Origin of the sequence: Micromonospora sp. MA102, assembly GCF_025460765.1 — a bacterium.
In the GTDB taxonomy this organism is placed as follows: domain Bacteria; phylum Actinomycetota; class Actinomycetes; order Mycobacteriales; family Micromonosporaceae; genus Micromonospora; species Micromonospora halotolerans.
Genome location: NZ_JAMWEG010000018.1, coordinates 24,670 through 49,047 on the forward strand (window position 1 = coordinate 24,670; position 24,378 = coordinate 49,047).

Genomic DNA, 24,378 nt, shown 5'->3' on the forward strand with positions numbered 1-24,378 from the left:
TGCTGACGGCGAGCGGCGCAGGGCCACGGCGCGCCACAGCCACCACAGCTCCAGATCGGCAACACCGGCTCGTGCCTGGTGATCGGTCGCACGTGCTGGGCCACGGCCTGTCCACTCAAGCTCACTCCCTGCCGGTCACGCCCGACGAGACGGTCGCCGCGGGCGGAGTTTTCCTGGTCAGAAGAAGCCTGGCCAGGGCCCGGCAAGAGATCCAGCTGCTCGCCGTCCGCTGTTCGTCCGTGCTGTCCGCGGACAAACACCACCGCTAGGGTGGGCCGGGTGGACGACTTCCTTCAGGTGTCGACGGCGACCGAGACCCGTGACGCGGGGGTCCGGCTGGCGGAGGGGGCCGTGGCCGCCCGGCTCGCCGCGAGCGCACAGGTGCTGGGCCCGGCGACGAGCGTGTTCTGGCACCTTGGCGAGCAGGGCACCGGCGAGGAATGGCAGGTCCTGCTCGTCACCACCGCCGCCCGATACGCGGAACTGGAACGCTTCCTGCTCACGGAGCATCCGTGGCAGAACCCGCAGGTCGTCGCGGTGCCGATCGTGGGCGGGGCTAAGGACTATCTGGAGTGGCTGCGGCGGTCGGTCCAGGACGCGTAGCCGCCTCAGCGGCCAGTGTCCGCAGCTCGACCACGCAGGACAACGCGCGGTGCGGCTCCAGGCGACGCAGGAGCGTGCCAATCCGTTGGCGGGGCCGGATGGAGGCGACTCCGCCCGACAGCCGGAGGGCGCTGGCGGCAGCGTCGCAGGCCAGCTCCACCTCATTCGCGTCCAGGTACGCGTCGGCGAGCCACGTGAGGTAGAGCGCCTTGTCCCGGGCGTAGGTGTCGTCGAAGCCGGCCAGGACCCGCTCAAGGACCGGAATGGCCCGGACCGGCCGGCGGAGCGCCGTCCAGCACCGTCCGGTCATGATCTCGCCCTCCCGGCCGTCGACCCAGTAGACCCAGTCCGGCTCCGGCCGACCGTCCGGCTCTGTGAGACACCCGGTGCCGATGCCCAGGTACCGGTCTGCCGTGTCCGCCTCCCCGGCGTTCGCGAAGGCCCAGGCGGCACGCAGGTGCAGCAAGGCCCGGACCGCGCCGAATCGTCCGCCTCCTGGGCTGCCGCGAGACTGGTCCGGTACAGGCGCTCCGCGTCGTCATGGACACCGGCGTCGAACGCCGCCCAACCGGCCAGTTGGGCCTGCTCCGCAAGGATCGCCAGCAGTTGCCGGCCGATGCCCTCACGGTAGGAACCGTCCCGGATGAGGCGGGTCGTGGACTCGACCTCGGCGGCGTAGGCGTGCCGGGTATCGGCGCCACCGAGGTAGTTGTCGAGGCGGCGGAGCCGGGCTGTGCGTTCGGCGAGTCGCGCGGGCGTCGCAGCGCCGAGCTGGCGTCCATGGTTCAGCAGGGTGTGGGGCAGGGCGGCGGCGAGGCCGGCTGCGGCGACCAGATCCCTCCGGCGGACACCCGGTCTGGCGGCCAGCGCGACCAGCTCCCCCTCTGCCCGCAACACCCGATCGAGCTGCTGGGCGATCTGCGGTGTGGGGCACTTGGCACCGGTCTCCAGCTCGTGCAGATAGGACTTGCCGTAGAACGTCAGTCCCGCCAGGCCGCGGAGGGAGAGCCCGCTCTCCTCCCGGAGCGCACGTAGTCGGCCCGCGAACGAAGGTTCGGTCATCTACTCACCTACCGAGATGGCCCGAGCAATGCCGAGACAGGGGCGGACACCACACCGTAGCCGATCACACACGGAAAGTGTGGCTGCGTCTGGTCACCACGATTCCCGGCCGGGCGTCCTCACCAGCCGACGGTGGCAAGGCTGATGGGGGTGAGCTGGCGGACCTGCGGCTCGATCCACTGTGCCGCGGTGACCAGCTTGACCAGCCGGTCGATGGTCTCCGGCGGGCCGGCCACGAAGCTGCGCCGGTCGGCCGGGCAGCCGTAGCGGTCGTCGAAGGAGCCGCCGTCGAGGGCCCGGACCACCATGCCGGCCTCGGCGGCGAGCAGCATCCCGGCCGGCAGGTCGACCGCCTCGGGGCGGTAGCCGACGATGCCGTCGATGTCGCCGCGGGCCAGCATCACCCACGACAGCAGCGGCGCCCACAGTTGCAGCACCCGCCGCGCGGTGGTGTCGAGCACCACCTTCAGGGCGCGGGCGGTGCTGTCGTCGCGGGCCACCCCGTGCCCCTGGGTCCAGGCCAGCACCGGGGCGGTCGGCACCGGCCGGCGGGGCGCGTGCAGCGGGCGGGCGGCCGGGCCGGACTCGTGCACGAAGGCGCCCTGCCCGCGCACGGCGGACCAGGTGCGGCCGGCCACCGGGTCGTGCACCACGCCGAGCACCGGCGAGCCGCGGTCGCAGAGGGCGATCCCCACCACGTACGCGGGCAGCCCGATCGCCACGTTGTTGGTGCCGTCGAGCGGGTCGACCAGCCAGGCCCAGGTGTTGTCGGCGGCGTACTCGCCGCCCTCCTCGGCGATCACCCCGTGCTCCGGCCAGCGGGCGCGGATGCGGTCGACGATCAGCCGTTCGGCGGCCAGGTCGAGGTCGGTGACCAGGTCACCGGAGTCGTTCTTGGCGCGGGCGTGCAGCTCGCCCCGGGTGCCCCGGCGCAGCAGCCGCCCGGCCGCCTGGGCCGTCTCCACCGCGAACCGGTGCGCGTCGCGCAGCTCGGGCCCGTCTCTGTTCGGGTCCACGTCCATGGCTCCTCCAGCCGGTCAGCCCCGTGCCACCAGTCGCGCGATGTCCCGCGCCATCCGCGCCGTCTCGGCCGCGTCGCAGCGGTCCCGGCGGATCCGGTGGCTGCGCCCGTCCACCGCGCCGAGGCTCAGGTCGCACACGCCGGGCGTGGTCCGGCCGAGCGCCACGGTCACCGCCGGCTCACCGGCGCCGACCTCCGAGGTGTGGAAGCCGCCGGCGCGCAGCGCGTACGAGTCGCCGGCGGAGTGCGTCTCCACGGTGGCGGTCACCGCGCTGACCAGCCGGTCGGTGGCCGCCATCTCGTCCACGTCGCCCCGGCTGTGCACCTCGTAGATGCGCCACGACGGGTCGGCGGGGTCGTCGGTCACCTCGATCAGCTCGTTGCGGACCGTGCCGTGCAGCACGTGGCTGAGCAGATCCCAGCTGTGCGAGTGCATGGTCGAGGTGGTCGGCCGCACCGGCGGCGGGTCGGCCGGCCAGGCGTGCACGCAGATCCCGTCGGAGCCGGTGCGCTCCAGCGGCAGGCAGGTGAAGCCGAGCGGGTGCCGGACGGCCAGCAGCGGCCGCCGCCCCTCGGCGACGTCGTCGAGGACGTCGAGCACCCAGCCGCGCAGCAGTTCCGGCCGGGCGCCCCGGTCGATCTCCCGTTCGAGGTCGGCGTAGGTCATCATGCGTACGGGTTCCTCGCCTGGATGGCCCGGCTCACGATGTCGGCGACCTCGCGGTCGCCGAAGGACCGGGGTAGCGGCAGCCCCAGCGCGGCGAACAGCTTGCGGACCTGCTCGACGGAGGGCTCGTCGTCCAGTTTCACCGTCGCGGCGGCTTCGATGGGCACCCGCCGGCTCTGCTTGCGGCTGTAGTCCAGCTCGATGTTGAACCGGTTGTAGTACAGCTCCCTGCGGTCGATCCGCAGGGCGGGTGTCTGCGGGTTCTCCTGGGTGATGATGACGCACGACGACGACAGGTCGTAGCGGAAGGTGGTCATCTGCGCGGAGAGCCGGACCTCGACGGTGAGCAGCCCGGAACGTTGCAGGTGCCAGCAGGCCGCCAGCACGGTCGCGTAGGACTCCTTGCGGGTGCGGTCGACCGTCCACCGCTCCCCCGGCGCGTCGGGGTCGAGGCTGCGCCGGAACCGCGCGTAGCGCTCGCAGACGTCCTCGTCGGTCGGGTCGATGATCTCGATGGCGAAGCTCAGGGTGGCGTTGCGCCGGCGGGCGTGCTCCAGGCACTGCGGCAGGGTGACCGCCCGGGTGAAGGTGCCGGTGCCGCCCTTGAACGCCCACGAGTCGGTGTGCTGGCGGGCCTCGGCGAGGGCCCGACCGACCTCGCTGCCGTGCAGCACCCGCACCATCGAGACGCTGTCGATCGCCTCGCGGGCCCGGTTGAGCGCCCCGTCCGGGCCGGTGATCTCGTGCATCTGCGGGACCAGCTCGGTGAGCCGGTCGCGGGTGGCCCGCATGACCTCCCGCACCTCCTGCTGGGCGGTCTCGCGGCGCAGCCGGTCGCGCAGCACGGCCTGGGCGAGCACGGCGAGGACCAGCAGGATGGCGCTGTTGACCACGTCCTGGCTGACCGTGTTGGTCAGGCCGAGGACGGCCACGGTCACGGCCAGGACCAGGCCGATGAACGCGTCGAGATTGTTGACGACCCAGGTGAACAGGCGCGCCATGACATCCCCCGGTCGACGACGGAACCCTCATGATAGCCCTTTGTCAATCTCACCATCACGCGCTGTTCGGGCGCTCCGCACCCCTGGGTGACGGCGCCTCCGCCGTCCGCCGGGCGGCGCAGATCAGTGACCCGCCGAGCCCCGGCGCGACCCGGGCCAGCAGCCGGGAGGCGACCCACCGTCCACCGGGGAGCCGCCAACCGACCTCGTTGGACCGGATGGCCAGCGGCGTGAACCCGGCCCGGCATAGCACCCGGCGCAGCAGCGAGGCGGTGAACGGCCGGATGTGCAGCCAGAGATAGGGGTGCAGCGGGTCCACCTGGCGGGGCGCCCGGCCGGCGAGGAACGCCAGCCGGTCCTGCGCGGGCGCCAGGTTCGGGGTGGTCAGCACGAGCAGGCCGCCCGGGGCGAGCACCCGGTGGCACTCCCGCAGCAGCGCGAGAGGGTCGTAGACGTGCTCGATCAGCTCGCCGGTGAGCAGGCCGGCGAAGCTGCCGGCGCGGAACGGCAGGCCGCGGGTGGCGTCCAGGCAGACCGGCAGGGCCGCGCCGCCGGCGGCCCGCCGGGCCTCCCCGAGCGCGGTCTCGGCCATGTCGGCCACCACGAGCGGACCGGGCAGCGCCGCCGGGTCGAGCATGCCGCGCGGGCCGCAGCCCAGCTCCAGCACCGGTCGGCCGCCGGGCACACCGTCGACCATCAGCCGGGCGGCGACCGCGCGGCGGATCCGGTGGTACGGGTCGTCGACGTACCCGTTGACCTGGGCGCCGTCGTGGTAGCTGCGCCGGTTGGCGCGACGGCCGTGCGCCTGCGCGCTGCGCGACGAGGTCCCGGTCGGCGGCTCGGCCATCGCACCCTCCACTGCGGTCGTCGCCCCCGTCGGCGGCGCCCGTCTCCAGCCTTGCATCACGCCCGGCCGGCGGCGCGGAAATCCATCCCGGGCACGACGACGCGGCGGCCGGTGGTCCGGTCGCCGCGTCGCAGGTCGTGTCGGGTCAGATGGCGCGGGCCCAGTCCAGCCGGCTGCTGTCGTCGTACTCGTCGCCCGGGATCCACCACTGGTCGCCGAAGCCGCTGGTCGAGACGATGATGTTGCCGCCGTCCGGTGCCTCGTTGGTCGGCGGGATCGACAGCGCGGCGCAGTAGCGCCCGTCGGGCGAGAACACCGGGGACTGGTAGTAGCGGGGTTCCTCGGTGAGCCGTTTGAGGCCGGTGCCGTTGGTGCGGACCGAGCCGAGCGCCGCCCCGCCGAGCACCTCGGTGTCCCGGGTCCAGCGGTTGGTGCAGAACACCACCCGCTCGGAGTTCGGCATGAACACCGGCCCGTGGAACAGCTCGCCGGCCGCCTCGGGGGTGTAGATGGGCCGCACCTTTCCGGTGGCCAGTTCCAGCGTGCGCAGCTGTGGCCCCTGGGACCGGCTGACCCAGCGCATGACGATCATGGAGCCGTCCCGGGACCAGTTCGGGTACGACATGGCGTGGCCCTGGACGAGGACCCGCTTGGCGCCGGTGGCCACGTCGACCGCGACCAGCGTGTCGTGCGCGGACCCCATGACCAGCGCGATCTCCCGGCCGTCCGGGGACCAGGTCGGAGCCCCGTAGTTGTTGGTGCCGGGCGGGTCGGCGAGCAGCTTCCGGATCTCGCCGGTGACCCGGTCGAACAGCGACACGTAGGGCAGGAGACTGCCGTCGCCCGACCAGGCGTTGTTGACCCAGGCCACGTACCGGCCGTCGGGCGAGGTGGTGGCCTGGTCGCCGTCGGTGAGCAGCTGCTGCGGGGTGGTGCGCCCGTGGTTGACCTGGAGCACGCCCCAGCCGACGCTGACCAGCCACGGCCCGTTGATCACCTCGGTGGTCCCGGCCGCGGCGGCCGGCGTCGCGGCGGCGAGGCCGGTCGCCGCGGCGGCACCGGCCAGCGCGGCGGTACGCAGCAGCGCCCGGCGATTCATCTCGATCATGGCAACCCCCGTGATAGACGTCGCTCCACCCTCCTGAAAGGATGGTCGGCCGGGCATCGGACGAGTGGGCGGATCACCGTCGGCCACACGGTCAGCCCGTACGGTGACCGGCCCGGCGGCCGGTACCCTCGCCCCGGTGACCTCCGACGCGCTGCGCCGCGCCCTCACCGACCCCGGCGACCCGCCGCTGCCGCCCCTGCCCGGGGTGGCCGTCGAACTGCTCGACGCCCTGCAGGCGCCGCCCCGGCTCGCCGCGCACCTGCGGCTCGTGCACGACGTCGCCCGGCAGCTCACCGCGGCGTTCGCCGAACGCTTCCCGCTGGTGCCGTTCGACCGGCAGGCGGTGCTGTTCGGGGCGGCCATCCACGATCTCGGCAAGGTGGCGCACCCCGAGGAGCTGTCCGGGCCCGGCTCGGCGCACGAGGAGGCGGGCTACCAGCTGCTGCTGCGCTTCGGCGTGCCCGAGGAGCGGGCCCGCTTCGCCGTCACCCACGCCGCCTGGCACGCGCCCGGCGTGCAGCTGGAGGACCTGCTGGTCAGCCTCGCCGACAAGGTGTGGAAGGGCAAGCGCGTCACCGACCTGGAGGAACTGGTGGTCGACCGGCTGGCCGACATCACCGGGCAGCCGCGCTGGCAGGCCTTCCTGGACCTCGACGACGTGCTCGCCGGGCTGGCCGCCGACGCGGACCGCCGGCTCGCCTTCCAGGCCGAGCATCCGGTGCACGGCTGACCCGCGGCCTCAGCCGTCACCCGGCTCGGGGGACCCGGCACCGGCCAGCAGCGCCTCCGCCGAGCTGGTCCGGGCGTACAGCAGGAACCGTCCCGCCCGGTGGGTGCCGACCAGGCCGGCGTCGCGCAGCGCCGTCAGATGGTGGGAGACCGTGCCGGCGCTGAGGCCGCAGCGCCGGGCCAGCTCGGTGGTGGCGGCCGGCACGGCGAGCTCGTGCAGCAGGGTGGCCCGGGTACGCCCCAGCACCCGGGCGAGCGCCGCGCTGGCCGGGGCGGCGCCGCGCTCCCAGAGCGTCCCGACCGCGCGGGCCGGATAGCGCAGGAGCGGCTGCGAGGTCCGCTCGGACAGGTTGGACCAGACCCGCGCGCCGCCGAAGACCGACGGGACCAGCAGCAGGCCGCGCCCGCCCAGGTCGACCGTTCCCGCACGGGTCAGGTGGTCGACGTGCAACGTCCCGTCGTTCCAGGAGACGTACGGGTCGATCCGGTTGAGCAGGCCGCGCACGCCGTCGGTCGCCATCCGGCCGGCCCCGACGAGCACCTCCCGTTCCAGCAGGGTCCGCATCCGGGGCCAGTACGGGGCGATCGCCACCTCGACGTAGTCGGCGATCACCTGCGCGAGGCGGGCCAGCCCGGCCGGCGGGTCGGCGTACAGGGCGGCGAGCCTGGGCGGGCGCGGCCCGGGCAGCTCGTCCAGCCCGGCCCGGACCACCTCCGGCGGGGTGGCGGCGAGCACGGCCAGTTCCCAGTCGATGGTGGGCAGGGCGGACGGCGGCGGTGGGCAGACGAAGCTCGGGATCACCACGGTCGGCATCGGCACGAGATCAGCGAGCAGCCGCCAGTCCACCGCGGACAGCCGGGGCCGGACCTGCCGGTGCCAGAGCTGGTGGGCGGGGAACCAGTCGGGGCTGCGGAGCACCCGCACGCTGGCGACCGCCTCCCACAGCGGCGAGATCGCGAACCGGATCCCGGCCAGGTCCCGTACCCCCACCGCGACGCTCAGCACCCGCACCTCCCGACGGATTCGACCGGGCTCAAACTTATCGACCGGAGCGGCGACCCCGGCCAGGGTCCCTGTCATGACCACCACCGTCCCGGCCCCCACCCGCTGGCCCCGCCCCTTCCGCTACGTCTACGCGGCCAACCTGACCGACAGCCTGGGCTTCCAGGTGGGCTACCTGGCCGTGCCGGTGCTGGCCGTGTCCGTGCTCGCGGCCACCCCCGGCCAGGTCGGCCTGCTCGCGGCGCTCAGCACCGCCGCCTTCCTGGTGGTCGGGCTGCCCGCCGGGGTCTGGGTGGACCGGTCGCCCCGCCGCACCGTGATGGTCGCCGCCGACCTGGCCCGCGCCGCCCTGTACGCGTCGATCCCGCTGGCCTGGTGGGCGGACGCGCTGACCCTGGGCCAGTTGTACGCGGTCGTGCTGCTCACCGGTGTCGGCACGGTCTTCGGTGACGTGGCGGCGCAGAGCTTCCTGCCGGAGCTGGTCGGCCGGGGCCGCCTGGTGGCGGCCAACTCGCTGCTCATGACGACCAACGCCACCATCCAGATCGGCGGCCGGGGATTCGGCGGCCTGCTGGTGCAGTGGCTCGGCGCCCCGCTCGCCCTGGCCCTGAACGCGGTCACCCACCTGCTCTCGGCGCTCGCCCTCACCCGGGTACGCCCCACCGCCACCGTCGGGACCGGGCGGGAACGGCCGGCACGCGGCTTCGGCCGACAGCTCACCGAGGGCGTCCGGCACGTGCTGGGCAACCCGCTGCTGCGTCCGCTGGCCGTGTCGCTGGCCGGCATCAACCTCACGGTGAACCTGATGACCACCATGCTGCCGGTGGTCTTCCTGCGCGAACTCGGCCTCGGCGCCGGCGCGCTCGGGCTCTTCCTCGGCGCCGGCGGGGTCGGGGCGCTGCTCGGCGCGGTGACCGCACGCCCGCTGGCCGCCCGGATCGGCCACGGCCGCGCGCTCTGGCTGCCCGGGCTGCTGGTGGCGCCCGCCGGCGCGCTGGTCGCGCTGGTCGACACCGGAGCGTGGCTGTGGTTGGCCGGCCTCGGCTGGCTGGCGCTGGCCTGGCGGACCGGGATCGGCAACGTGATCGGCGTGAGCCTGCGGCAGCGCGCCACCCCGGACGCGCTGCTCGGCCGGATGAACGCCACCTTCCGGTTCCTGCTCACCGGCGCGATCGCGGTCGGCGCCGGGCTGGCCGGCCTGCTCGGCCAGTACGCCGGCCCGCGTACCCCGCTCTGGGTCGGCGCGATCGGCGCCGCGCTCACCTGGCTGCCGCTGTACCGCTCCCCGGTCCGCACGCTGCCCGGACCGGACCGGCTGCCCCCGGCCACCCGGTGAGGCGCACCGCTGTTACCCGGCGGTTACCCGGCTGCGAAGGCGCTGTGGCACGGCGGGCCGACCGTCTGGGCAGGGACACCGGACGGCGTCCCGGCACACCGTCAGGGAGGCCACCATGAAACTGAGGAGAACACTGCTGGCGCTGGTCGTCGTGCTCGGCGGTCTGGTCGCCGGCGCCGGCGGCGCGACCGCGGCGACGCCGTACTGCGGGATCACCTGGGGCAGCACGGCCAAGACGGCCGGCGCCCTCAGCAGCGACCCGCTGCTCGAGGTCCGCACCGGGCGGCACGACTGCTGGGACCGGGTGGTCTTCGAGTTCGCCGGACCGGCGAACGGCTACTCCGTCGCCTACGGCGAGACGTACACCGAGGGGCAGGGCCTTCCGCTGAGCCCGTACACCGCCGGGGGCGCGCTGCTGTCGGTGTCGCTGCGGGCGCCCGCGTACGACGACGAGCACGTCGCCACGCTGCCCTACCGCGCCGGTGAGCACGCCGCGACCGTGCTGGGCTACCGCACGCTGCGGGACGTCGTCTTCGGCGGCAGCTTCGAGGGCTACACCACCTTCGCGGTGGGAGTTCGCGCCCGGCTGCCTTTCCGGGTCTTCGTGCTCAGCGGCCCCGGCACGCACAGCCGCATCGTGATCGACGTGGCCCACCAGTGGCAGGCGTGACCCTTTCCCAGGTGAGAGGGGCCGACCGGCCCCTCATCACCGTCCGTTGCGCCCACGCCCCGGAACGTCGCGCCGGACTACCGTGGGTAGCCATGGAGGGCCGTGTGCTGGTCGTCGAGGACGACGCCTCCATCCGGGAGGTGTCGGCCCTCGGCCTGCGCCGGGCCGGGTTCCGGGTGGCCACCGCCGCCGACGGGCCCACCGCCCTCGCCGCGTGGCGGGCCGGCCCGGTCGACCTCATCGTGCTCGACGTGATGCTGCCCCGCCTGGACGGATTCGAGGTGTGCCGGGAGATCCGGCGCACCAGTCAGGTGCCGATCCTCATGCTCACCGCCCGCACCGACACCATCGACGTGGTGGTCGGCCTGGAGTGCGGGGCCGACGACTACCTCCGCAAGCCGTTCGACCTGCCGGAGCTGGTCGCCCGGGTCCGTGCCGTGCTCCGCCGGACCGTCGCCCCGGCCCCCGAGACCACCGTGACCGCCGGGCCGCTGGAGATCGATCCGGCCCGTTTCGTGGCCCGCCGCGACGGCCGCGAGCTGGCCCTCACCGCCACCGAGTTCCGGCTGCTCCTGGAACTGGCCCGGCGACCCGGCCAGGTGTTCACCCGCGAGCTGCTGCTCGACCGGGTGTGGGGACACAGCTACCTCGGCGACTCCCGGCTGGTCGACGTCGCCGTGCAGCGCCTGCGCGCCAAGGTGGAGGACGACCCGGGCGCCCCGACCCTCATCCGGACGGTCCGTGGGGCCGGCTACAAGCTCTCGACGGGGTGAGCGCGCCATGGTGGCCGGCAGAGTCGTACCCGGACGGCTGCGACGCCGGCTCGTCGTCGCGTTCGTCCTCGTCGCCGGCATGTCCGCCGGCGCGCTGGCCACCGGCTCCTACCTCATGCTGCGGCAGGCCCGGTTCGACGGCTCGCTGCAGCGCGCGGCCGCCGACGCCCGCTACCAGCTCGTGGTCGCCGCGCAGTTCCTGCCGCTGACCGACGCCCGCCGCACCGACCTGCTGGCCGGCTTCGAGGAGTCCGGCCGCCACGTGCTGCTGGTCGCCGGTGACACCCAGGCGTCCAATCCCCGGTACGCGCCCACGCCCGACCCCGATCTCCGCGCCACCGTCGCCGCCGGCCAGCTCGGCTTCCAGCGCATCCCCGGCCGGCCCCACCTGCTGGTGGTCGGCGGCCGGATCCCCGGCTCCACCGCCGAGCTGTACGTGGTGACCGTCGAGGACGACCTCGTCGACGCCCTCGACCAGCTCCGCACCGCCTCGGTGGTCGGCTGGGCGGTGGTGGTGCTGCTCGCCGCCGGGGTGGGCAACGTCCTCGCCCGCCGCACCCTGGAACCCGTCGGCCGGGCCAGCCGGGCCGCGCGGGCCGTCGCCGAAGGGTTGCTGCACACCCGGCTGCCGGTGCGCGGCCGGGACGAGTTCAGCGCGTGGGCCAGCTCCTTCAACGAGATGGCCGAGGCGCTGGAGACCAAGATCGCGGCGCTGTCCCAGGCCCAGGCCCGGGAGCGGCGGTTCACCGGCGACGTGGCGCACGAGCTGCGTACCCCGGTCACCGCCCTGGTGGCGGCGGCCTCGCTGCTCGCCGACCAGCTCGACGCCCTCCCGGCCGACGCCCGCCGCGCCGCCGAACTGCTCGTCGCCGACGTGGTCCGGCTGCGCCGGCTCGTCGAGGAGCTGATGGAGATCTCCCGCCTGGACGCCGGGCGGGAGGTGCTCGCCACCCGCCCGGTCGACGTCGGCGCGCTGCTGCGCGGGATCGTCGCCGCCCACCCGGACGCCGCCGGGACCAGCGTGGACGGCGACGCGCCGCCCGTGGTGACCGACCCGCGCCGGCTCGAACGGATCCTGACCAACCTGGTGGCCAACGGCGTCGAGCACGGCGGCGGCGACCTGCGTGCCCAGATCCGGCACGGCCCCGCCGGCCTCGTCGTCGAGGTCGCCGACCGCGGGCCCGGCATCCCCGCCGAGCACCTGGCGCACATCTTCGACCGGTTCTACAAGGTGGACCCGGCCCGCACCGGCCCCGGCAGCGGGCTCGGCCTGGCCATCGCCCGCGAGAACGCCCGGCTGCTCGGCGGCCGGCTCGACGTGACCAGCGAGGTCGGCCACGGCACCCGCTTCCGCCTCACCCTCCCCCTCGACGCCGGGAGCACCCCATGCGACGCCTGATCCCGCCCCTCGCCGCGCTGCTGCTGCTCACCGCGGGCTGCGCCCCGCCGCGCACCGGCACCCTCGGGCCCGCCCCGGCCGGCCCGTCGCCCACCACCGCCGCCGCCGGCCCGACCGGCGCGTCCAGCGCGCCGACGCCGCCCGCGCCGGGCACCCCGACCACACCCGGGAGGACGGGTACGCCGGCCACCGCCGCGCCGCCGGCGCCGGACGGGACGCTGGCCGTGCAGCTCTGGTTCGCCCGGGGCGGGAAGCTCGTGCCCACCCGGCGTGCGCTGCCGGCGACCATGGCCACGTCGCGGCTGGCGCTCACCGAACTGGCCGCCGGCCCGTCCCCGGCCGAGACGGCCGCCGGGCTGACCACCCTGGTCCCGGCCGGTACGCAGGTGACCCGTATCGCCGGCGGGGTGGCGACACTGTCGCCCCCGGCCGGCTTCGACGCCGGCGGGGCGGCCAGCGCGCGGCTGCGCCGGGCACAGGTGGTCTGGACGCTCACCCAGTTCCCCACCGTGCGGCGGGTCGCCTTCGCCCCGGCCGACGCCGCGACCGCACGCGACGACTACGCCGACCTGCTGCCGCCGATCGTGGTGACCGCCCCGGCGATCGGCGAGCGGGTGACCAGCCCGGTCACCGTCACCGGGACCGCCGACGTGTACGAGGCGACGGTGAGCGTCCGGGTGCTGGACGCGGCGGGCCGGGAGATCGGCACCGCGTTCACGACGGCGTCCTGCGGCTCGGGCTGCCGCGGCGCCTACCGGCTGAACGTGCGGTACGGGCGGGCGACGGCCGGACCGGGCACGGTCGAGGTCTACGAGGTGTCGGCGCGCGACGGTTCCCGGATCAACGTGGTGCGTGTCCCGGTCCACCTGACCGCCGCACGGTGATGGCCTGCTCCACAGCGGACGGCACGGTCGAGACCGAACGGGGATTCGAACCCCGGTGCGCGGAGTTGCAGTCCGCTCCCTGGCCACTCGGGCATTCGGTCGGGTCGGTGCGTGCCCCCGGCTGGATTCGAACCAGCGGCCTTCGGATCCGGAATCCGACGCGCTCTCCGCTGCGCCACGGGGGCATGGGCAATCATCCGAAACCTATTGACAATCGATAGGTTACGAGTGATAGTCGATGCATGTTCACAGCTCAACGAGCGGTCGCTCCGCTCAAGGCCTTCCTCGTGCTGCTGTTCGGGATCCTGGTCCTCTTCCAGGTCATGTCGCTGCCCGGGCAGTTCGCGCACATGGCCCGAGAGAATCCGGACATGGCCTACCTGAGATGGCCGGCGACCGCGGTGACGGTGTTCTGGGTGCTCTGCGTGCAGGTCGTGATCGTGTGCACCTGGAAGCTGCTCACCCTGGTCAAGAACGACCGCATCTTCAGCGAGGCGTCGCTGGCCTGGGTCGACGCGATCGTGTGGGCCATCGCCGCCGCGTGGCTGGTGCTCGTGGCCGTCTTCCTCTACGTCGGCTTCCACGCCGACGACCCGGGTCTGCCGATCCTGCTGTTCCTGCTGGTGACCGGGGTGACCGTGCTGGGGCTGCTGATGGTGGTGATGCGGGAGCTGCTGCGGCAGGCCACCACGCTCCGGACCGACATGGAAGCGGTGATCTGATGCCCATCGTCGTCCGCATCGACGTCGAGCTGGCCAAACGCAAGATGAGCGTCGGCGAGTTCGCCGAGCGGGTCGGGCTCACCCCGGCGAACGTCGCGGTGCTGAAGAACGGCCGGGCCAAGGCGGTCCGCTTCAGCACCCTGGAGGCCATGTGCCGGGTGCTGGACTGCCAGCCCGGTGACCTGCTCGAGTGGGTCGAGGAATAGGAGAAACCGATGAAGTACGCACTCGGCCTCGTCGCCGTCCTCGGCGTCGCGCTCGGTGTCGCCGGCATCGTGTACGGGGAGGCCGACGACTCGCCCGGCCTCCAGCTGCTGGCCGCCCTGCTGGTCATCGGCGCGATCGCGATCGGCGTGCGGATCGTACGGCGCAGCAGGTAGGTGTCGCTGCGAGCTGAGGATTCGAACCTCAATTCTCCGATCCAGAGTCGGATGTGCTGCCTGGTTGCACCAGCTCGCATGGGGATCCGCGGACCGCGGACCGTGCCCCGACCAGGATTCGAACCTGGGCTCTCCGGTTTCGTAGACCGGCGCGCTCTCCGCTGCGCCACCGGGGCGGACGACCGGCGCCCCTCCCCCTCGCGGGGCGCCGGTCGGTTCAACCCTTCACGCAGACGACCTGCTTGAGGTGGGCGACCACCTCGACCAGGTCCTCCTGCTGGGCGATCACCTGGGTGATGTCCTTGTACGCGCCGGGGATCTCGTCGACCACCCCGGCGTCCTTGCGGCACTCGACGCCCGCCGTCTGCGCCGCCAGGTCGGCGGTGCTGTACGTCCGCTTCGCCTGCCCGCGCGACATCCGCCGCCCGGCCCCGTGCGACGCCGAGCAGTACGCGTCGAGGTTGCCCTTGCCGCGCACGATGTACGACCCGGTGCCCATCGACCCCGGGATGATGCCCAGGTCGCCCCGGCCGGCCCGGATGGCGCCCTTGCGGGTCACCAGCACCTCGACCCCGTCGTAGCTCTCCTCCGCCACGTAGTTGTGGTGGCAGGAGATCGGCTCGTCGTAGGCGACCCATGGGAACTCGTCCCGGACCACCCCGCAGAGCAGGGCGAGCATGACGGCCCGGTTGCGGCGCGCGTACTCCTGCGCCCACCAGAGGTCCCGGCGGTAGGCGTCCATCTCCGGAGTGCCGGCGAGGAACACCGCGAGGTCCCGGTCGGGCAGGTCGACGTTGTGCGGCAGCCCGCGGGCCACCGCCATGTGCCGCTCGGCCAGTTCCTTGCCGATGTTGCGGGACCCGGAGTGCAGCATCAGCCAGACCCGGCCGTCGTCCGGGCCGCCCTGCTCCAGGCAGATCTCGATGAAGTGGTTGCCGCCACCGAGGGTGCCCAGCTGGCGCTGGGCCCGGGTCTCCAGCTGCGCCACCTTCCGGTCGAGGGTGGCGAAGCGCCGCCAGAAGTCGTCCCAGCCGCCCTGCTCCAGGCCGCGGACGCGGCGCGGGTCGACCGCGTCGGCGCGCATGGCGAAGCCGACCGGGATGGCCGCCTCGATGGCGCTGCGCAGTGGGGCCAGGTCGTCGGGCAGGTCGGCCGCGGTGAGCGAGGTGCGCACCGCGGACATCCCGCAGCCGATGTCGACGCCGACCGCGGCGGGCGAGACGGCCTGCCGCATGGCGATGACCGAGCCGACGGTCGCGCCCTTGCCGAAGTGCACGTCCGGCATCACGGCGACGCCCTGCACCCAGGGCAGCGCGCCGATGTTGCGCAGCTGCCGGGCCGCCTGCGCCTCGATCGTGTACGGGTCGGTCCAGACCCGGACCGGTGCCCGGGTACCGGCCAGCGGGGTGAAACCCATCGTCGTCTCCTCGGTTCGGGGGTGCTGTCCGAGCGGCTGGCCGGATTCGAACCGGCGATCTTCACCATGGCAAGGTGACGCGCTGCCTGACTGCGCTACAACCGCGTGGTGGTCCCGGGGTCGGGACCAGGCGTAGGCCGTACGGGACTCGAACCCGTAGCCTCCCGGGTGAGAACCGGGTGAGCTGCCAATTGCTCCAACGGCCCGTGCGGGACGGCGGGTGCCGTCCGCGTGGTGTCCGGGACCGCGGAATCGAACCGCGTGTCTCTCGCGCCCAAGGCGAGCGGGTCAGCCAGCTCCCTCGTCCCGGTTGCCCGGCCGGCGCTGGGCGCGCCGGCCGGGAATCGTGCTCATGCCGTCCACTGTGGAGTTGAGAAGATGCGACGTCGCCGGCCGGAGGCCGGGACAGGGTGAGGCAGGGGCGACAGGATTCGAACCTGCAACCGCCGGGTTTGGAATCCGGTGCTCTTCCGTTGAGCTACGCCCCTCGGACCCGGTGACGAGAAAAGCCGCCCGGTCCCTGGTCTCGGGGCGGGCGGCTGCGCGTGTGTGTCGCGCCGGCGCTAGTCGCGCCACCACCCCGGTTGCCACTGCTGCCGTCGGCAGCGACCCAGGCCCGATTCGGGCAGCAGGGCACCGCCGCGCGGCGCGGGCCGCTCGGCTCGGGTGCGGTTCTGCTGCGACACGGTGTGCTCCCTGGGTGGTGGAACCGGTTGATGTTGGCCCGTTCACGGTACGGGCGGGGCCGGGACGGTGGCAACGGATATTCGCGAGAACATTTCGCCCGGCGCCGAACGGTGCCGGCCCTAGCCTGTGGCCAGGCACAACGGGAAGGGGCACGGGTAGGGACTGGCGGCGTCGGGTGGCGGAGCGGTTCCGGGAGATCAACGGGGAGCATCCGATGACGGCGGCGGACGACGCGTACGTCAGCGCGCAGTTCGTGGTGCTCGACGCGCTCTGCGCGGCGTCCGGGCGGGACCCGGACGGCGTACGCCGGTTGATGCTGGACCGGCGGCTGCCGCTGCCGGGCTATCTGCGCTCGGACGGCGCGGAGATGGTCCCGGTGGACCTGTTCGCGCTGGCGGAGCGGGCCGGCGGGGTGGACGCCCTGCCCGGGTGGTTCGTCGGGCACTGGGCGGACCGGGCGCGCGGCGCGGAGGAGTGGGAGGCCTACCTCAGCGGCCAGTACGTCTGCCTGCGCTCGGTGTCGCCGGAGTCGATCCGGCGCAAGGACGAGTTGACCGGGGCGATCCGGGCGGCGCCGGCCGAGCCGGACGCCGGGTCGGCGGCGTGGCTCGACCGGCTGCACGCGCTGGTCGACGAGCTGGACGCGCTGGAGCCGGCGTTCACCGGCTACGACCGGCTCCGGTTCGGCGGCCCGACCTCCCGGGACACCTGCGTGGACGGGGTGCGCGCCCGGTATCCGCGGCGGGTCAGCGCGCCGGCCGGCCGGTGACCCGGCGGGTGACGGCGAGCAGGTACTCCTTGCGGTGCAGGGGGTCGTGGTCCCAGCGCGGCCGGCTCGGGGCCGGCCCGCGTACCGGCCGGTGGTGGTCGAACTCGGCCTCCAGGGTGCCCTCGCCCCGGGTGAGTCCGGGCAGCCGCTGCTCCAGCGCGTGCACCCGCCCGGCCGGCACCTCCCCCTCGATGAGGTAGGACGCGCCGCGCAGGGTGCTGGCGCGGGTCGCGGCGCCCAGCCCGGCGAGCACGGGCAGCACCGTCCCCACCAGGTCGGCGGGGAGGTCGAGCCGGAACCGGTGCATCGGCTCGTGGACGCGGGTGCCGGCGCGGGTGAGCGCGGCCATGAGCACCAGCGGCGTGAGGTTCCGGAAGTCCCCGGCCGTGCTGGACATGCTCTTGTCGAACACGCCGTGGGAGTGGCTCTGCCGGGCCCAGTAGCCGCCGTGCGTCAGGGTGACCACGCAGTCGACCACATCCCAGCCGCGCAGGCCCTGGCGCAGGGTCTCGCGGACGGTCTCCTCGATGGCCTTGAGGAAGGCCAGCGGCATCGAGCCGAGTTCGATGCCGAGCCGGAACTCGACGCCGCCACCGACCGGACCGGGCTCGACGCGCAGGCCGACGGTGCCGAGGAACGGGTTGGGTTCCCGGCCGATCCACTCGACGGCGGAGCCCACGCCGACCACCCGCTCCACGCAGACCGTGGTGGTCTCCCGGAAGGTGACCGGGACGCCGTAGTCGTCGGCGAGGGTGGCCTCGATGACCTCCTTCTGCACCTCGCCGTAGAGGGACACGGCGATCTCCTGGCGCCGGTCGTCCTGTCGCAGGTTGATCAGCGGGTCCTGCTCGGCGAGCTGGGTCAGGGCGGCGTGCAGGGCCGGGCGGTCGGCCGGGCGTACCGGCTCGACCACGGTCTCCAGCGTGGGCGGGGCGAACTGGCGCCGGGCGGCGGGGCGGTCGGGCGGGACGCCGAGCACGTCGCCGACGCGGACGCCCGCGAGGCCGTGCAGCCTTACGATCCGGCCGGCCCCGGCCGCGTCGCCGGGCGTCGCGTCGCCGCCGTCGAAGACGCCGAGGGCGGTGACCCGGGCCTCCTGGCCGTCGCCGTGGCGGATCCGGTCGCGGACCCGCACGGTGCCGGCGTAGATCCGGGCGTACGCGACCTTCTCGCCGGCCGGGCCGCGCTCGACCTTGAAGACGGCGCCGGAGAGCGGGGCGTGGTCGTCACCCGCGGTGGCGGGGAGCAGCGCGGTGACCGCGTCGATCAGGTCGGCCACCCCGGCGCCGGTGATGGCGGAGCCGGCGAGCACGGGGTGCACCCGGGCGCGGGCGGTCTGCGCGGCGAGAGTCGTGCGCAGCCGGTCCGGGGTGATCGCCCGCTCGTCGGCCACGTACGCGGCCAGCAGGGCGTCGTCGTGCGCGGAGAGCAGGTCGACCAGGCGGGCCTGGTGGCCGGGGTCGCCCGGCGGGTGCGGCACCCACCGGGCGCCCGGGGTGCCGGCGGCGTCGACCCGGCCGAGGGCGACGACGTCGGGGGTGAGCCGGTCGGCGAGCTGGCGCAGAACCCGGTCGAGGTCGGCGCCGGCCCGGTCCACCTTGTTCACGAAGAACAGGGTGGGGATGCCGAGGCGGCGCAGGGTGCGGGCCAGCACCCGGGTCTGGGCCTGGACGCCCTCGACGGCGGAGACCACGAGCACCGCGCCGTCGAGCACGCCGAGCACGCGTTCCACCTCGGCGATGAAGTCGGGGTGGCCGGGAGTGTCGATGAGGTTGACGGTGGTGCCGGCGACGGCGAAGGAGACCACGGCGGAGCGGATGGTGATGCCCCGCCGCCGCTCCAGCGCCAGCGTGTCGGTGCGGGTGCTGCCGGCGTCGACACTGCCGGGCTCGTCGATGACCCCGGCGCTGTGCAGCAGCCGTTCGGTCAGGCTCGTCTTACCGGCGTCGACATGGGCGAGGATGCCGAGATTGAGGGTTTTCACGCAGCGTCATGTCCTTGTGGTCGGCGGTGATTCGCTTCTGCGGGGACATGCACGCGGCTCGCATCTCGAGCTCCTCCTTCCCTGGCTGTCGTGGTCGATTGCAGCAGCCGGCGCGGGCGCCGGCAACCGGTTTACCGTCGATGCGCTACCGGGCGTGCGCCACGGGGTGGCGCTTCATCTCCTCCATGAAGGGGTAGCGCGCGGTCAGCTCGGCGAGCGTGCACCCGGCCCGCCAGGCGGCGGCCACCTGGGCGACCTGGAGCAGGTCGGTGGCGTCGCCGCGGGCCTGGACCTCACCGTCGACCCGAAGGTCGATCATGAAGTAGCGGGCCTGGGCGCCGAGGCTGACGCAGACCACACCCCGGTCGGAGGTCGCCTCGGCACAGGTGAACCGGCTGCGCCCCTGCTCGGGGGCGGTCACCCGGCCGATGTCGAGCTGGTGCCGGGCCGCGGTCTGCACGAGTGCGGGAGCCAGGCCGCCCGGCTCGACCAGATCCGGGTAGAGACGCACACCCAGTGCCGTGGACACGTCGCTCATGACTGACTCCCACTTCCTCGTGACAGAGACCAGCAGCACGCAGGTTACGGGTGTGTTTCCGGCGCGCCTGGTCATCCTGTCCCCCCTGGACGCCCCACGGCAATAGGAACTGTCGATTCGACCACGTTCGGGCCGCCGCCCGGGGCCGGGTACGCTCCGGCTCCATGGCCCGGATCCGGTGTGACTTCTTCTCCTCGGCCCTCGGCATGGGCACGTCGATGACGGTGCTGCTGCCCGACCGCTCGGCCGGGATCGGCATGGCCGGCGGGGCCGGCGCCGGGGAGCCGCCGGTGCTCTACCTGCTGCACGGCCTGACCGACGACGACACCATCTGGACCCGGCGCACCGCGATCGAGCGGTACGTCGCGCCGCTCGGCCTGGCCGTGGTGATGCCCCAGGTGCAGCGCAGCTTCTACTGCGACGAGGTGCACGGGAACCGGTACTGGAGCTTCCTCAGCGAGGAGCTGCCCGAGGTGTGCCGGTCGTACTTCCGCCTCTCCGACCGGCCGGCGGACACCTTCGTGGCCGGCCTGTCGATGGGCGGCTACGGGGCGATGAAGTGGGCGCTGCGCCAGCCGGACCGGTTCGCGGCGGCGGCCAGCCTCTCCGGCGCCCTCGACGTCGCCCGCCGACGCCACCACCCGACCAGCCCCCTCGACCCCGCCGTCTGGAACACCGTGTGGGGCGATCGGGAGGTGGCCGGGCCGGACGACGACACGGTGGCGCTGCTGGAGCGGGCCGGCGACGACCTGCCGGCGCTCTACGTGGCCTGCGGCACCGAGGACTTCCTGTACGAGGACAACACCCGCTTCGTGGAGACGGCGCGCCGCCGGGGCGTACCGGTTACCGTGGACTTCTCCCCCGGCGACCACGACTGGGCGTACTGGGACGCGAAGATCCAGGACGTGCTGGCCTGGCTGCCGCTGCCCCGCCAGGGCTGAGCCGGCGCGCCGCACCTCCGGACCGGGCCGGAGGACCCGGCGGCCGGCACCGAGGTCCCGGCCGCGGGCGCGTCACACGCCGACGGTGCCGTCGATGGCCTCGCGGAGGAAGTCGGCGTGGCCGTTGTGCCGGGCGTACTCGTGCATCATGTGCAGCATCACCAGGCGCAGCGAGACGTCCTCGCCCCAGCGGGCCTGGTGGCCGGTGACGTCGAGCGACTCGGCCTCGCGCTCGATGCGGCGGGCGTGCTCCACCTCCCGCTGCCACGCCTCGAACGCCTCCGACCGGCTCGACGCGCTCGCGTCGTACGCCTCCTGGAAGTCCCCGGTCGCCGACCAGATGAGCGGGATGTCCTCGGCGTTGATCACCCGGCGGAACCAGGTCCGCTCGACCTCGGCCATGTGCCGCACGAGGCCGAGCAGGGACAGCGTGGACGGCGGCGACGACTGCCGCCGCAGCTCCTCGTCGGTCAGCCCCTCGCACTTCAGGGCCAGGGTGGCGCGGTGGAAGTCGAGGAACGCGCGCAGCGTCTCCCGCTCCCCGGCCAGCAGCGGCGGCCCGATCCGTTCGGTCTCCACGTGGTTCCTCCTCGCAGGCCAGTGGCCTGCCCGTGGTTGCTTGGCAGCGCTTCCGGCGGAGCCTAGTCTCAGCGCATCGATCCGCCTCCGAAGGGATCATGATGCACCCCCACTTCCGACGTTCCGCGCTGGTCGCCTCGGCGGTCACCGCGGCGCTGGCGGCCGGCGGCACGACCGTCCAGGCCGCCGGCGACACCTACGACCACACCGCCACCGCGACGGTCTTCGCGCCCAACCCCGTCCAGCAGCTCGGCGACCAGTCGCTGACCGACCAGAAGGACGCCGACTACCCGGCGCTGGCCGGGGCGTACCGGTCGGTGCCGCTGACCAACCTGGACGGCTCCGGCACCCTCACCGGGAAGTACGTGGTGGTCAAGAGCAAGACCGGCACCCCGGCCCGCGTGGTCGACGGCGCCTACCCGGTTTGGCACCGGGACGCCGACCAGTTCGAGCAGGTGATGGGCTACCACTGGGTGAACACCGCCCAGGCGTACCTCCAGTCGCTCGGCTTCGGCAGCACGCTGCGGCCGGTCAACCAGCGGCAGATCGAGCTGCGCATCGACCAGTACGGCGGCGACAACTCGTTCTTCCGCGAGGACAAGGCGAACATCACCCTCGGCAAGGGCGGCGTGGACGACGGCGAGGACGCCGAGGTGATCGTCCACGAGTACGGCCACTCGGTCCAGGACGGCCAGGTGCCCGGCTTCGGCACCACGCTGGAGTCCGGCGCGATCGGCGAGGCGTTCGGCGACTACCTGGCGGTCGCGGTGACCAGCTGGGCCACCGGCGTGCCGACGAGGACCCCGGAGGCCTGCGTCGCCGACTGGGACTCGGTCTCCTACACCCGCACCGCCCCGCACTGCCTGCGCCGCCTCGACGGCACCAAGGTCTACCCCGCCGACCTGGTGGGCGAGGTGCACGCCGACGGCGAGATCTGGTCCCGCGCGCTGTGGGACATCCGCACCGCACTCGGCGACCGCCGCGCCACCACCCTGATCGTGGAGGCGCAGTTCGCCTTCACCACGGACGTCACGTTCCGGGACGCGGCGCTGGCCACCGTGGCCGCCGCGCAGCGCCTCTACGGCACCCAGGCCGCGACCGCGACCCGGGCCGCCTTCGTCGCCCGCGGCATCCTCTGACCGCCGCGGTGGGCGCCGCTCCCCGCCGGAGCGGCGCTCACCGCAGCGAGGAGCGGGCCACCGGGAAGTCGAAGTACGTGTCCGGGTACGGCTCGTCGACGTACCGGTAGTGCCACCACTCGCGCGGGTAGTTCTCGAAGCCCTGCGCGGTCATGAGCCGCTTCAGCAGCTTTCGGTTGTCCCGGGCCGCCCCGGTGACGCGCGCGTCGGCGGTGTGCGCGCGGGGGTCGAAGCAGTCGAACCCGGTGCCCATGTCGACGGAGTTGTCCGGGAAGCGCCGCCCGGCCGGCGCGGTGCAGGCGGTCAACGGCTGGCCCGGCACGTACGCCGGTTGGTCGGGGGTGGACGCCGGGACCAGCGTCAGGTCGAGGGTGCTCCCCCGGCTGTGTGCGGTCGGCGCCCCGATGTAGCCGTCGGCGAAGAGCCGGCTCTTCGGCTCGTCCGGATAGAACTCCCCCTTCATCTGCTGCTCGCCGGGGAGCTTCGCCCAGGCGACGAACTCGTCCACCGCCCGCTGTGGGCGGTAGCAGTCGTACACCTTGATGCGGCGGCCCTGCGCCAGGGCGGCGGCCTGCACCCGGCGCAGCGCCTCCGCGGCCGGGCGGGTGAGCAGGCAGCGCGGCTCGGCGTACCCGGTGATCGGCCGGCCGACGAAGTTGTGCGCGGTGGCGTACCGGATGTCGGTGCGGATGCCCGGGTCGACGGCGGCCAGGTCGACGATGTCGGCCGGGGCGCGGGGGCCGCTCGGGCGTGCCGACGGCTCGGGTGCGGTGGACGGCGCGGGCGGCGCCGACGGGGTGGACGGGGTGGACGGGGTGGACGGCGCCGGTCGCGGCGCGGGCTGCTGGCAGGCGGCGGCGAGCGCCGTGGCCAGCACGGCCAGGGCCGCTGCCACCCGTCTCCCGGTCCCCACCCTGCCGTGTCTACCACCTCCGCCGGGCCCCCGGGCCGGCATCGTGCCGGACCGGGGTTCCCGTCGCCGCTGGTCGTGATGCCCATGGCTCGAACCCGTACGGCAAGATGGCCGGTGGGACGCGGCCGCCGTCCCGGGCGTCGGCGGCCGGAACCTCCGGCCGGGGTGAAGGAGACACGGGTGAACGCGGACGACGAGCCCAGGGTGACCATCACCGCGATCGCGCGGGAGGCGGGTGTCTCCGTGCCCACCGTGTCCCGGGTGCTCAACGGGCGCTCGGACGTCGCGCCGGACACCCGGGAACGGGTCGAGGAGCTGCTGCGCCACCACGGCTACCAGCGCCGGGGCAGCCGCACGGTGCGCCGGGCCGACCTGGTCGACCTGGTCTTCAACGACCTCGACAGCCCGTGGGCCGTGGAGATCATCCGGGGCGTGGAGGACGTCGGGCACGCCGTCGGGGTGGGCACCGTGGTGTCGGCGATCCACAGCGAGTCGACCTGGACCCGGAAGTGGATGCAGAACCTGCGGGCCCGCGCCTCGGACGGGGTCATCGTGGTGACCTCCCACCTGACCCCGCCGGTGCACGCCCAGCTGCGCCGGCTCAACGTGCCGGTGGTGGTCGTCGACCCGGCCGCCGGCGTGCCCGACCGGGACGTGCCGGCGATCGGGGCGACCAACTGGGCCGGCGGGCTGGCCGCCACCGAACACCTGCTGGGGCTGGGCCACCGCCGGATCGGCTTCGTGGCCGGCCCCACCCACCTGCTGTGCAGCCGCGCCCGGCTGGACGGCTACCGGGCCGCGCTCGAGGCGGCCGGCGTGCCGCCGGACGACCGGCTCGTGGAGCCCGGCGACTTCTACCACGCCTCCGGCTTCACCGCCGGCAGCACCCTGCTCGACCTCGACGACCCGCCGACCGCGATCTTCGCGGCCAGCGACCAGATGGCCTTCGGGGTCTACGAGGCGGTCCGCCGGCGCGGGCTGCGGGTGGCCGACGACGTGAGCATCGTCGGCTTCGACGACCTGCCGGAGGCCCGGTGGGCCTCCCCGCCGCTGACCACGGTGCGCCAGCCGCTCGTGGAGATGGGCCGGCTCGCCGCCCGCACGGTGCTGCGCCTGGCCCAGGGCGAGGAACTCGAGTCGCCGCGGGTGGAACTGGCCACCGAACTGGTGGTGCGGGACAGCACCGCCCGCCCCGCCGGCCGGTAG

At 74.0% G+C, this 24,378-nt stretch carries 25 protein-coding genes, 8 tRNA genes and 1 pseudogene; 14 read left to right on the top strand and 20 right to left on the bottom strand.

The genetic code is table 11. From position 1 onward, the window contains the following. Positions 1 to 270 precede the first annotated feature (270 nt). Positions 271 to 603, top strand: a complete 333-nt coding sequence (gene cutA / locus NFX44_RS27085) for a divalent-cation tolerance protein CutA (protein WP_262286431.1) — start codon at positions 271 to 273, stop codon at positions 601 to 603. Here cutA and NFX44_RS27090 read toward each other — a convergent pair. From NFX44_RS27090 to NFX44_RS27115, 6 genes and pseudogenes are all read right to left on the bottom strand, one after another. Then, positions 557 to 1,665: pseudogene (locus tag NFX44_RS27090) on the bottom strand (helix-turn-helix domain-containing protein). The gene cutA and the pseudogene NFX44_RS27090 sit on opposite strands and share 47 nt — an antisense overlap. Before the next feature lie 119 nt (positions 1,666 to 1,784). Continuing rightward, positions 1,785 to 2,687, bottom strand: coding sequence for an inositol monophosphatase family protein (locus tag NFX44_RS27095; protein WP_262286432.1), 903 nt, complete (start codon positions 2,685 to 2,687; stop codon positions 1,785 to 1,787). A gap of 15 nt (positions 2,688 to 2,702) precedes the next feature. Then, entirely contained in the window at positions 2,703 to 3,356 is a 654-nt protein-coding gene (locus NFX44_RS27100) for a hypothetical protein (RefSeq protein WP_262286433.1), read from the bottom strand. Then, on the bottom strand, positions 3,353 to 4,354 hold the full coding sequence (locus NFX44_RS27105) for a hypothetical protein (protein WP_262286434.1): 1,002 nt from the start codon (positions 4,352 to 4,354) through the stop codon (positions 3,353 to 3,355). Before NFX44_RS27105 ends, NFX44_RS27100 begins: the two co-directional genes overlap by 4 nt. Positions 4,355 to 4,409: 55 nt before the next feature. After that, positions 4,410 to 5,201: a bifunctional 2-polyprenyl-6-hydroxyphenol methylase/3-demethylubiquinol 3-O-methyltransferase UbiG gene (locus NFX44_RS27110; RefSeq protein ID WP_262286435.1), complete on the bottom strand. Its 792-nt coding sequence runs from the start codon at positions 5,199 to 5,201 to the stop codon at positions 4,410 to 4,412. A gap of 145 nt (positions 5,202 to 5,346) precedes the next feature. Beyond that, complete coding sequence (locus tag NFX44_RS27115; RefSeq protein WP_262286436.1) at positions 5,347 to 6,309, bottom strand: hypothetical protein; 963 nt, start codon at positions 6,307 to 6,309, stop codon at positions 5,347 to 5,349. Positions 6,310 to 6,445: 136 nt separating this feature from the next. Between NFX44_RS27115 and NFX44_RS27120 the strand changes: the two genes are divergently transcribed. Next, positions 6,446 to 7,039: an HD domain-containing protein gene (locus NFX44_RS27120; protein ID WP_262286437.1), complete on the top strand. Its 594-nt coding sequence runs from the start codon at positions 6,446 to 6,448 to the stop codon at positions 7,037 to 7,039. Between the two features lie 9 nt (positions 7,040 to 7,048). Here the strand turns inward: NFX44_RS27120 and NFX44_RS27125 are convergent, their stop codons facing one another. After that, positions 7,049 to 8,044, bottom strand: coding sequence for a DUF5937 family protein (locus NFX44_RS27125; protein WP_262286438.1), 996 nt, complete (start codon positions 8,042 to 8,044; stop codon positions 7,049 to 7,051). Between the two features lie 73 nt (positions 8,045 to 8,117). Here NFX44_RS27125 and NFX44_RS27130 point away from each other — a divergent pair, with 73 nt between their 5' ends. The 5 genes from NFX44_RS27130 (at position 8,118) to NFX44_RS27150 (ending at position 13,103) form a co-directional block, all read left to right on the top strand. Then, on the top strand, positions 8,118 to 9,377 hold the full coding sequence (locus NFX44_RS27130; protein ID WP_262286439.1) for an MFS transporter: 1,260 nt from the start codon (positions 8,118 to 8,120) through the stop codon (positions 9,375 to 9,377). Positions 9,378 to 9,492: 115 nt separating this feature from the next. Then, positions 9,493 to 10,047, top strand: a complete 555-nt coding sequence (locus tag NFX44_RS27135; protein WP_262286440.1) for a hypothetical protein — start codon at positions 9,493 to 9,495, stop codon at positions 10,045 to 10,047. A 92-nt stretch (positions 10,048 to 10,139) separates the two neighbouring features. Beyond that, complete coding sequence (locus tag NFX44_RS27140; protein WP_262286441.1) at positions 10,140 to 10,820, top strand: response regulator transcription factor; 681 nt, start codon at positions 10,140 to 10,142, stop codon at positions 10,818 to 10,820. A 7-nt stretch (positions 10,821 to 10,827) separates the two neighbouring features. Continuing rightward, positions 10,828 to 12,219 (top strand): HAMP domain-containing sensor histidine kinase, encoded by a 1,392-nt coding sequence (locus NFX44_RS27145; RefSeq protein WP_262286442.1) that lies wholly within the window; start codon positions 10,828 to 10,830, stop codon positions 12,217 to 12,219. Further along, on the top strand, positions 12,207 to 13,103 hold the full coding sequence (locus tag NFX44_RS27150) for a Gmad2 immunoglobulin-like domain-containing protein (RefSeq protein WP_262286443.1): 897 nt from the start codon (positions 12,207 to 12,209) through the stop codon (positions 13,101 to 13,103). The genes NFX44_RS27145 and NFX44_RS27150 overlap by 13 nt, the downstream gene beginning before the upstream one ends. A gap of 30 nt (positions 13,104 to 13,133) precedes the next feature. Here the strand turns inward: NFX44_RS27150 and NFX44_RS27155 are convergent. Continuing rightward, positions 13,134 to 13,204 (bottom strand) — tRNA-Cys (locus tag NFX44_RS27155). 11 nt (positions 13,205 to 13,215) lie between these two features. After that, positions 13,216 to 13,288, bottom strand: a tRNA-Arg gene (locus tag NFX44_RS27160). A gap of 57 nt (positions 13,289 to 13,345) precedes the next feature. Between NFX44_RS27160 and NFX44_RS27165 the strand changes: the two genes are divergently transcribed. From NFX44_RS27165 to NFX44_RS27175, 3 genes are read left to right on the top strand one after another with little or no spacing between them, the layout of a single operon-like run. Further along, entirely contained in the window at positions 13,346 to 13,825 is a 480-nt protein-coding gene (locus tag NFX44_RS27165; protein WP_262286444.1) for a DUF2975 domain-containing protein, read from the top strand. Next, positions 13,825 to 14,031: a helix-turn-helix transcriptional regulator gene (locus NFX44_RS27170; RefSeq protein ID WP_091094605.1), complete on the top strand. Its 207-nt coding sequence runs from the start codon at positions 13,825 to 13,827 to the stop codon at positions 14,029 to 14,031. The genes NFX44_RS27165 and NFX44_RS27170 overlap by 1 nt, the downstream gene beginning before the upstream one ends. A 9-nt stretch (positions 14,032 to 14,040) precedes the next feature. Continuing rightward, the gene (locus NFX44_RS27175; protein WP_262286445.1) at positions 14,041 to 14,205 is read left to right on the top strand and encodes a hypothetical protein; all 165 of its coding nucleotides are present in this window, start codon (positions 14,041 to 14,043) and stop codon (positions 14,203 to 14,205) included. A 6-nt stretch (positions 14,206 to 14,211) separates the two neighbouring features. Here the strand turns inward: NFX44_RS27175 and NFX44_RS27180 are convergent. The 7 genes from NFX44_RS27180 to NFX44_RS27210 form a co-directional block, all read right to left on the bottom strand. Continuing rightward, positions 14,212 to 14,284 (bottom strand) — tRNA-Gln (locus NFX44_RS27180). 24 nt (positions 14,285 to 14,308) lie between these two features. Further along, positions 14,309 to 14,381: transfer RNA gene (locus NFX44_RS27185), tRNA-Arg, on the bottom strand. Positions 14,382 to 14,422: 41 nt separating this feature from the next. After that, a complete protein-coding gene (locus tag NFX44_RS27190; protein ID WP_262286446.1) occupies positions 14,423 to 15,622 on the bottom strand; it encodes an RtcB family protein in 1,200 nt (399 codons plus the stop codon). A gap of 31 nt (positions 15,623 to 15,653) precedes the next feature. Then, positions 15,654 to 15,727, bottom strand: a tRNA-Gly gene (locus NFX44_RS27195). Between the two features lie 28 nt (positions 15,728 to 15,755). Further along, positions 15,756 to 15,828, bottom strand: a tRNA-Glu gene (locus NFX44_RS27200). 31 nt (positions 15,829 to 15,859) lie between these two features. Next, positions 15,860 to 15,932, bottom strand: a tRNA-Pro gene (locus NFX44_RS27205). 106 nt (positions 15,933 to 16,038) lie between these two features. Continuing rightward, a tRNA-Trp gene (locus NFX44_RS27210) sits at positions 16,039 to 16,110 on the bottom strand. A 413-nt stretch (positions 16,111 to 16,523) separates the two neighbouring features. On the opposite strand from NFX44_RS27210, the gene NFX44_RS27215 reads away from it, so the two are divergent. Continuing rightward, entirely contained in the window at positions 16,524 to 17,078 is a 555-nt protein-coding gene (locus NFX44_RS27215) for a DUF6058 family natural product biosynthesis protein (RefSeq protein WP_262286447.1), read from the top strand. On the opposite strand, the gene NFX44_RS27220 is transcribed toward NFX44_RS27215, so the two are convergent. Together NFX44_RS27220 and NFX44_RS27225 are read right to left on the bottom strand one after the other, a co-directional pair. Beyond that, the gene (locus tag NFX44_RS27220) at positions 17,056 to 19,062 is read right to left on the bottom strand and encodes a translation factor GTPase family protein (protein ID WP_262286448.1); all 2,007 of its coding nucleotides are present in this window, start codon (positions 19,060 to 19,062) and stop codon (positions 17,056 to 17,058) included. The two genes, NFX44_RS27215 and NFX44_RS27220, sit on opposite strands and share 23 nt — an antisense overlap. Positions 19,063 to 19,207: 145 nt before the next feature. Continuing rightward, complete coding sequence (locus NFX44_RS27225) at positions 19,208 to 19,600, bottom strand: hypothetical protein (protein WP_262286449.1); 393 nt, start codon at positions 19,598 to 19,600, stop codon at positions 19,208 to 19,210. Positions 19,601 to 19,764: 164 nt separating this feature from the next. On the opposite strand from NFX44_RS27225, the gene NFX44_RS27230 reads away from it, so the two are divergent. Next, complete coding sequence (locus NFX44_RS27230; RefSeq protein WP_262286450.1) at positions 19,765 to 20,541, top strand: alpha/beta hydrolase family protein; 777 nt, start codon at positions 19,765 to 19,767, stop codon at positions 20,539 to 20,541. Positions 20,542 to 20,613: 72 nt separating this feature from the next. On the opposite strand, the gene NFX44_RS27235 is transcribed toward NFX44_RS27230, so the two are convergent. After that, on the bottom strand, positions 20,614 to 21,120 hold the full coding sequence (locus NFX44_RS27235; RefSeq protein WP_254340054.1) for a DinB family protein: 507 nt from the start codon (positions 21,118 to 21,120) through the stop codon (positions 20,614 to 20,616). Between the two features lie 98 nt (positions 21,121 to 21,218). Here NFX44_RS27235 and NFX44_RS27240 point away from each other — a divergent pair, with 98 nt between their 5' ends. Continuing rightward, positions 21,219 to 22,259 carry a M36 family metallopeptidase gene (locus NFX44_RS27240; RefSeq protein ID WP_262286451.1) on the top strand — a complete coding sequence of 347 codons (1,041 nt, stop codon included), beginning with the start codon at positions 21,219 to 21,221 and terminating at the stop codon, positions 22,257 to 22,259. 37 nt (positions 22,260 to 22,296) lie between these two features. On the opposite strand, the gene NFX44_RS27245 is transcribed toward NFX44_RS27240, so the two are convergent. After that, positions 22,297 to 23,154, bottom strand: coding sequence for a M15 family metallopeptidase (locus NFX44_RS27245; protein WP_262286452.1), 858 nt, complete (start codon positions 23,152 to 23,154; stop codon positions 22,297 to 22,299). A gap of 198 nt (positions 23,155 to 23,352) precedes the next feature. Here NFX44_RS27245 and NFX44_RS27250 point away from each other — a divergent pair, with 198 nt between their 5' ends. Then, positions 23,353 to 24,378: a LacI family DNA-binding transcriptional regulator gene (locus NFX44_RS27250; protein WP_262286453.1), complete on the top strand. Its 1,026-nt coding sequence runs from the start codon at positions 23,353 to 23,355 to the stop codon at positions 24,376 to 24,378.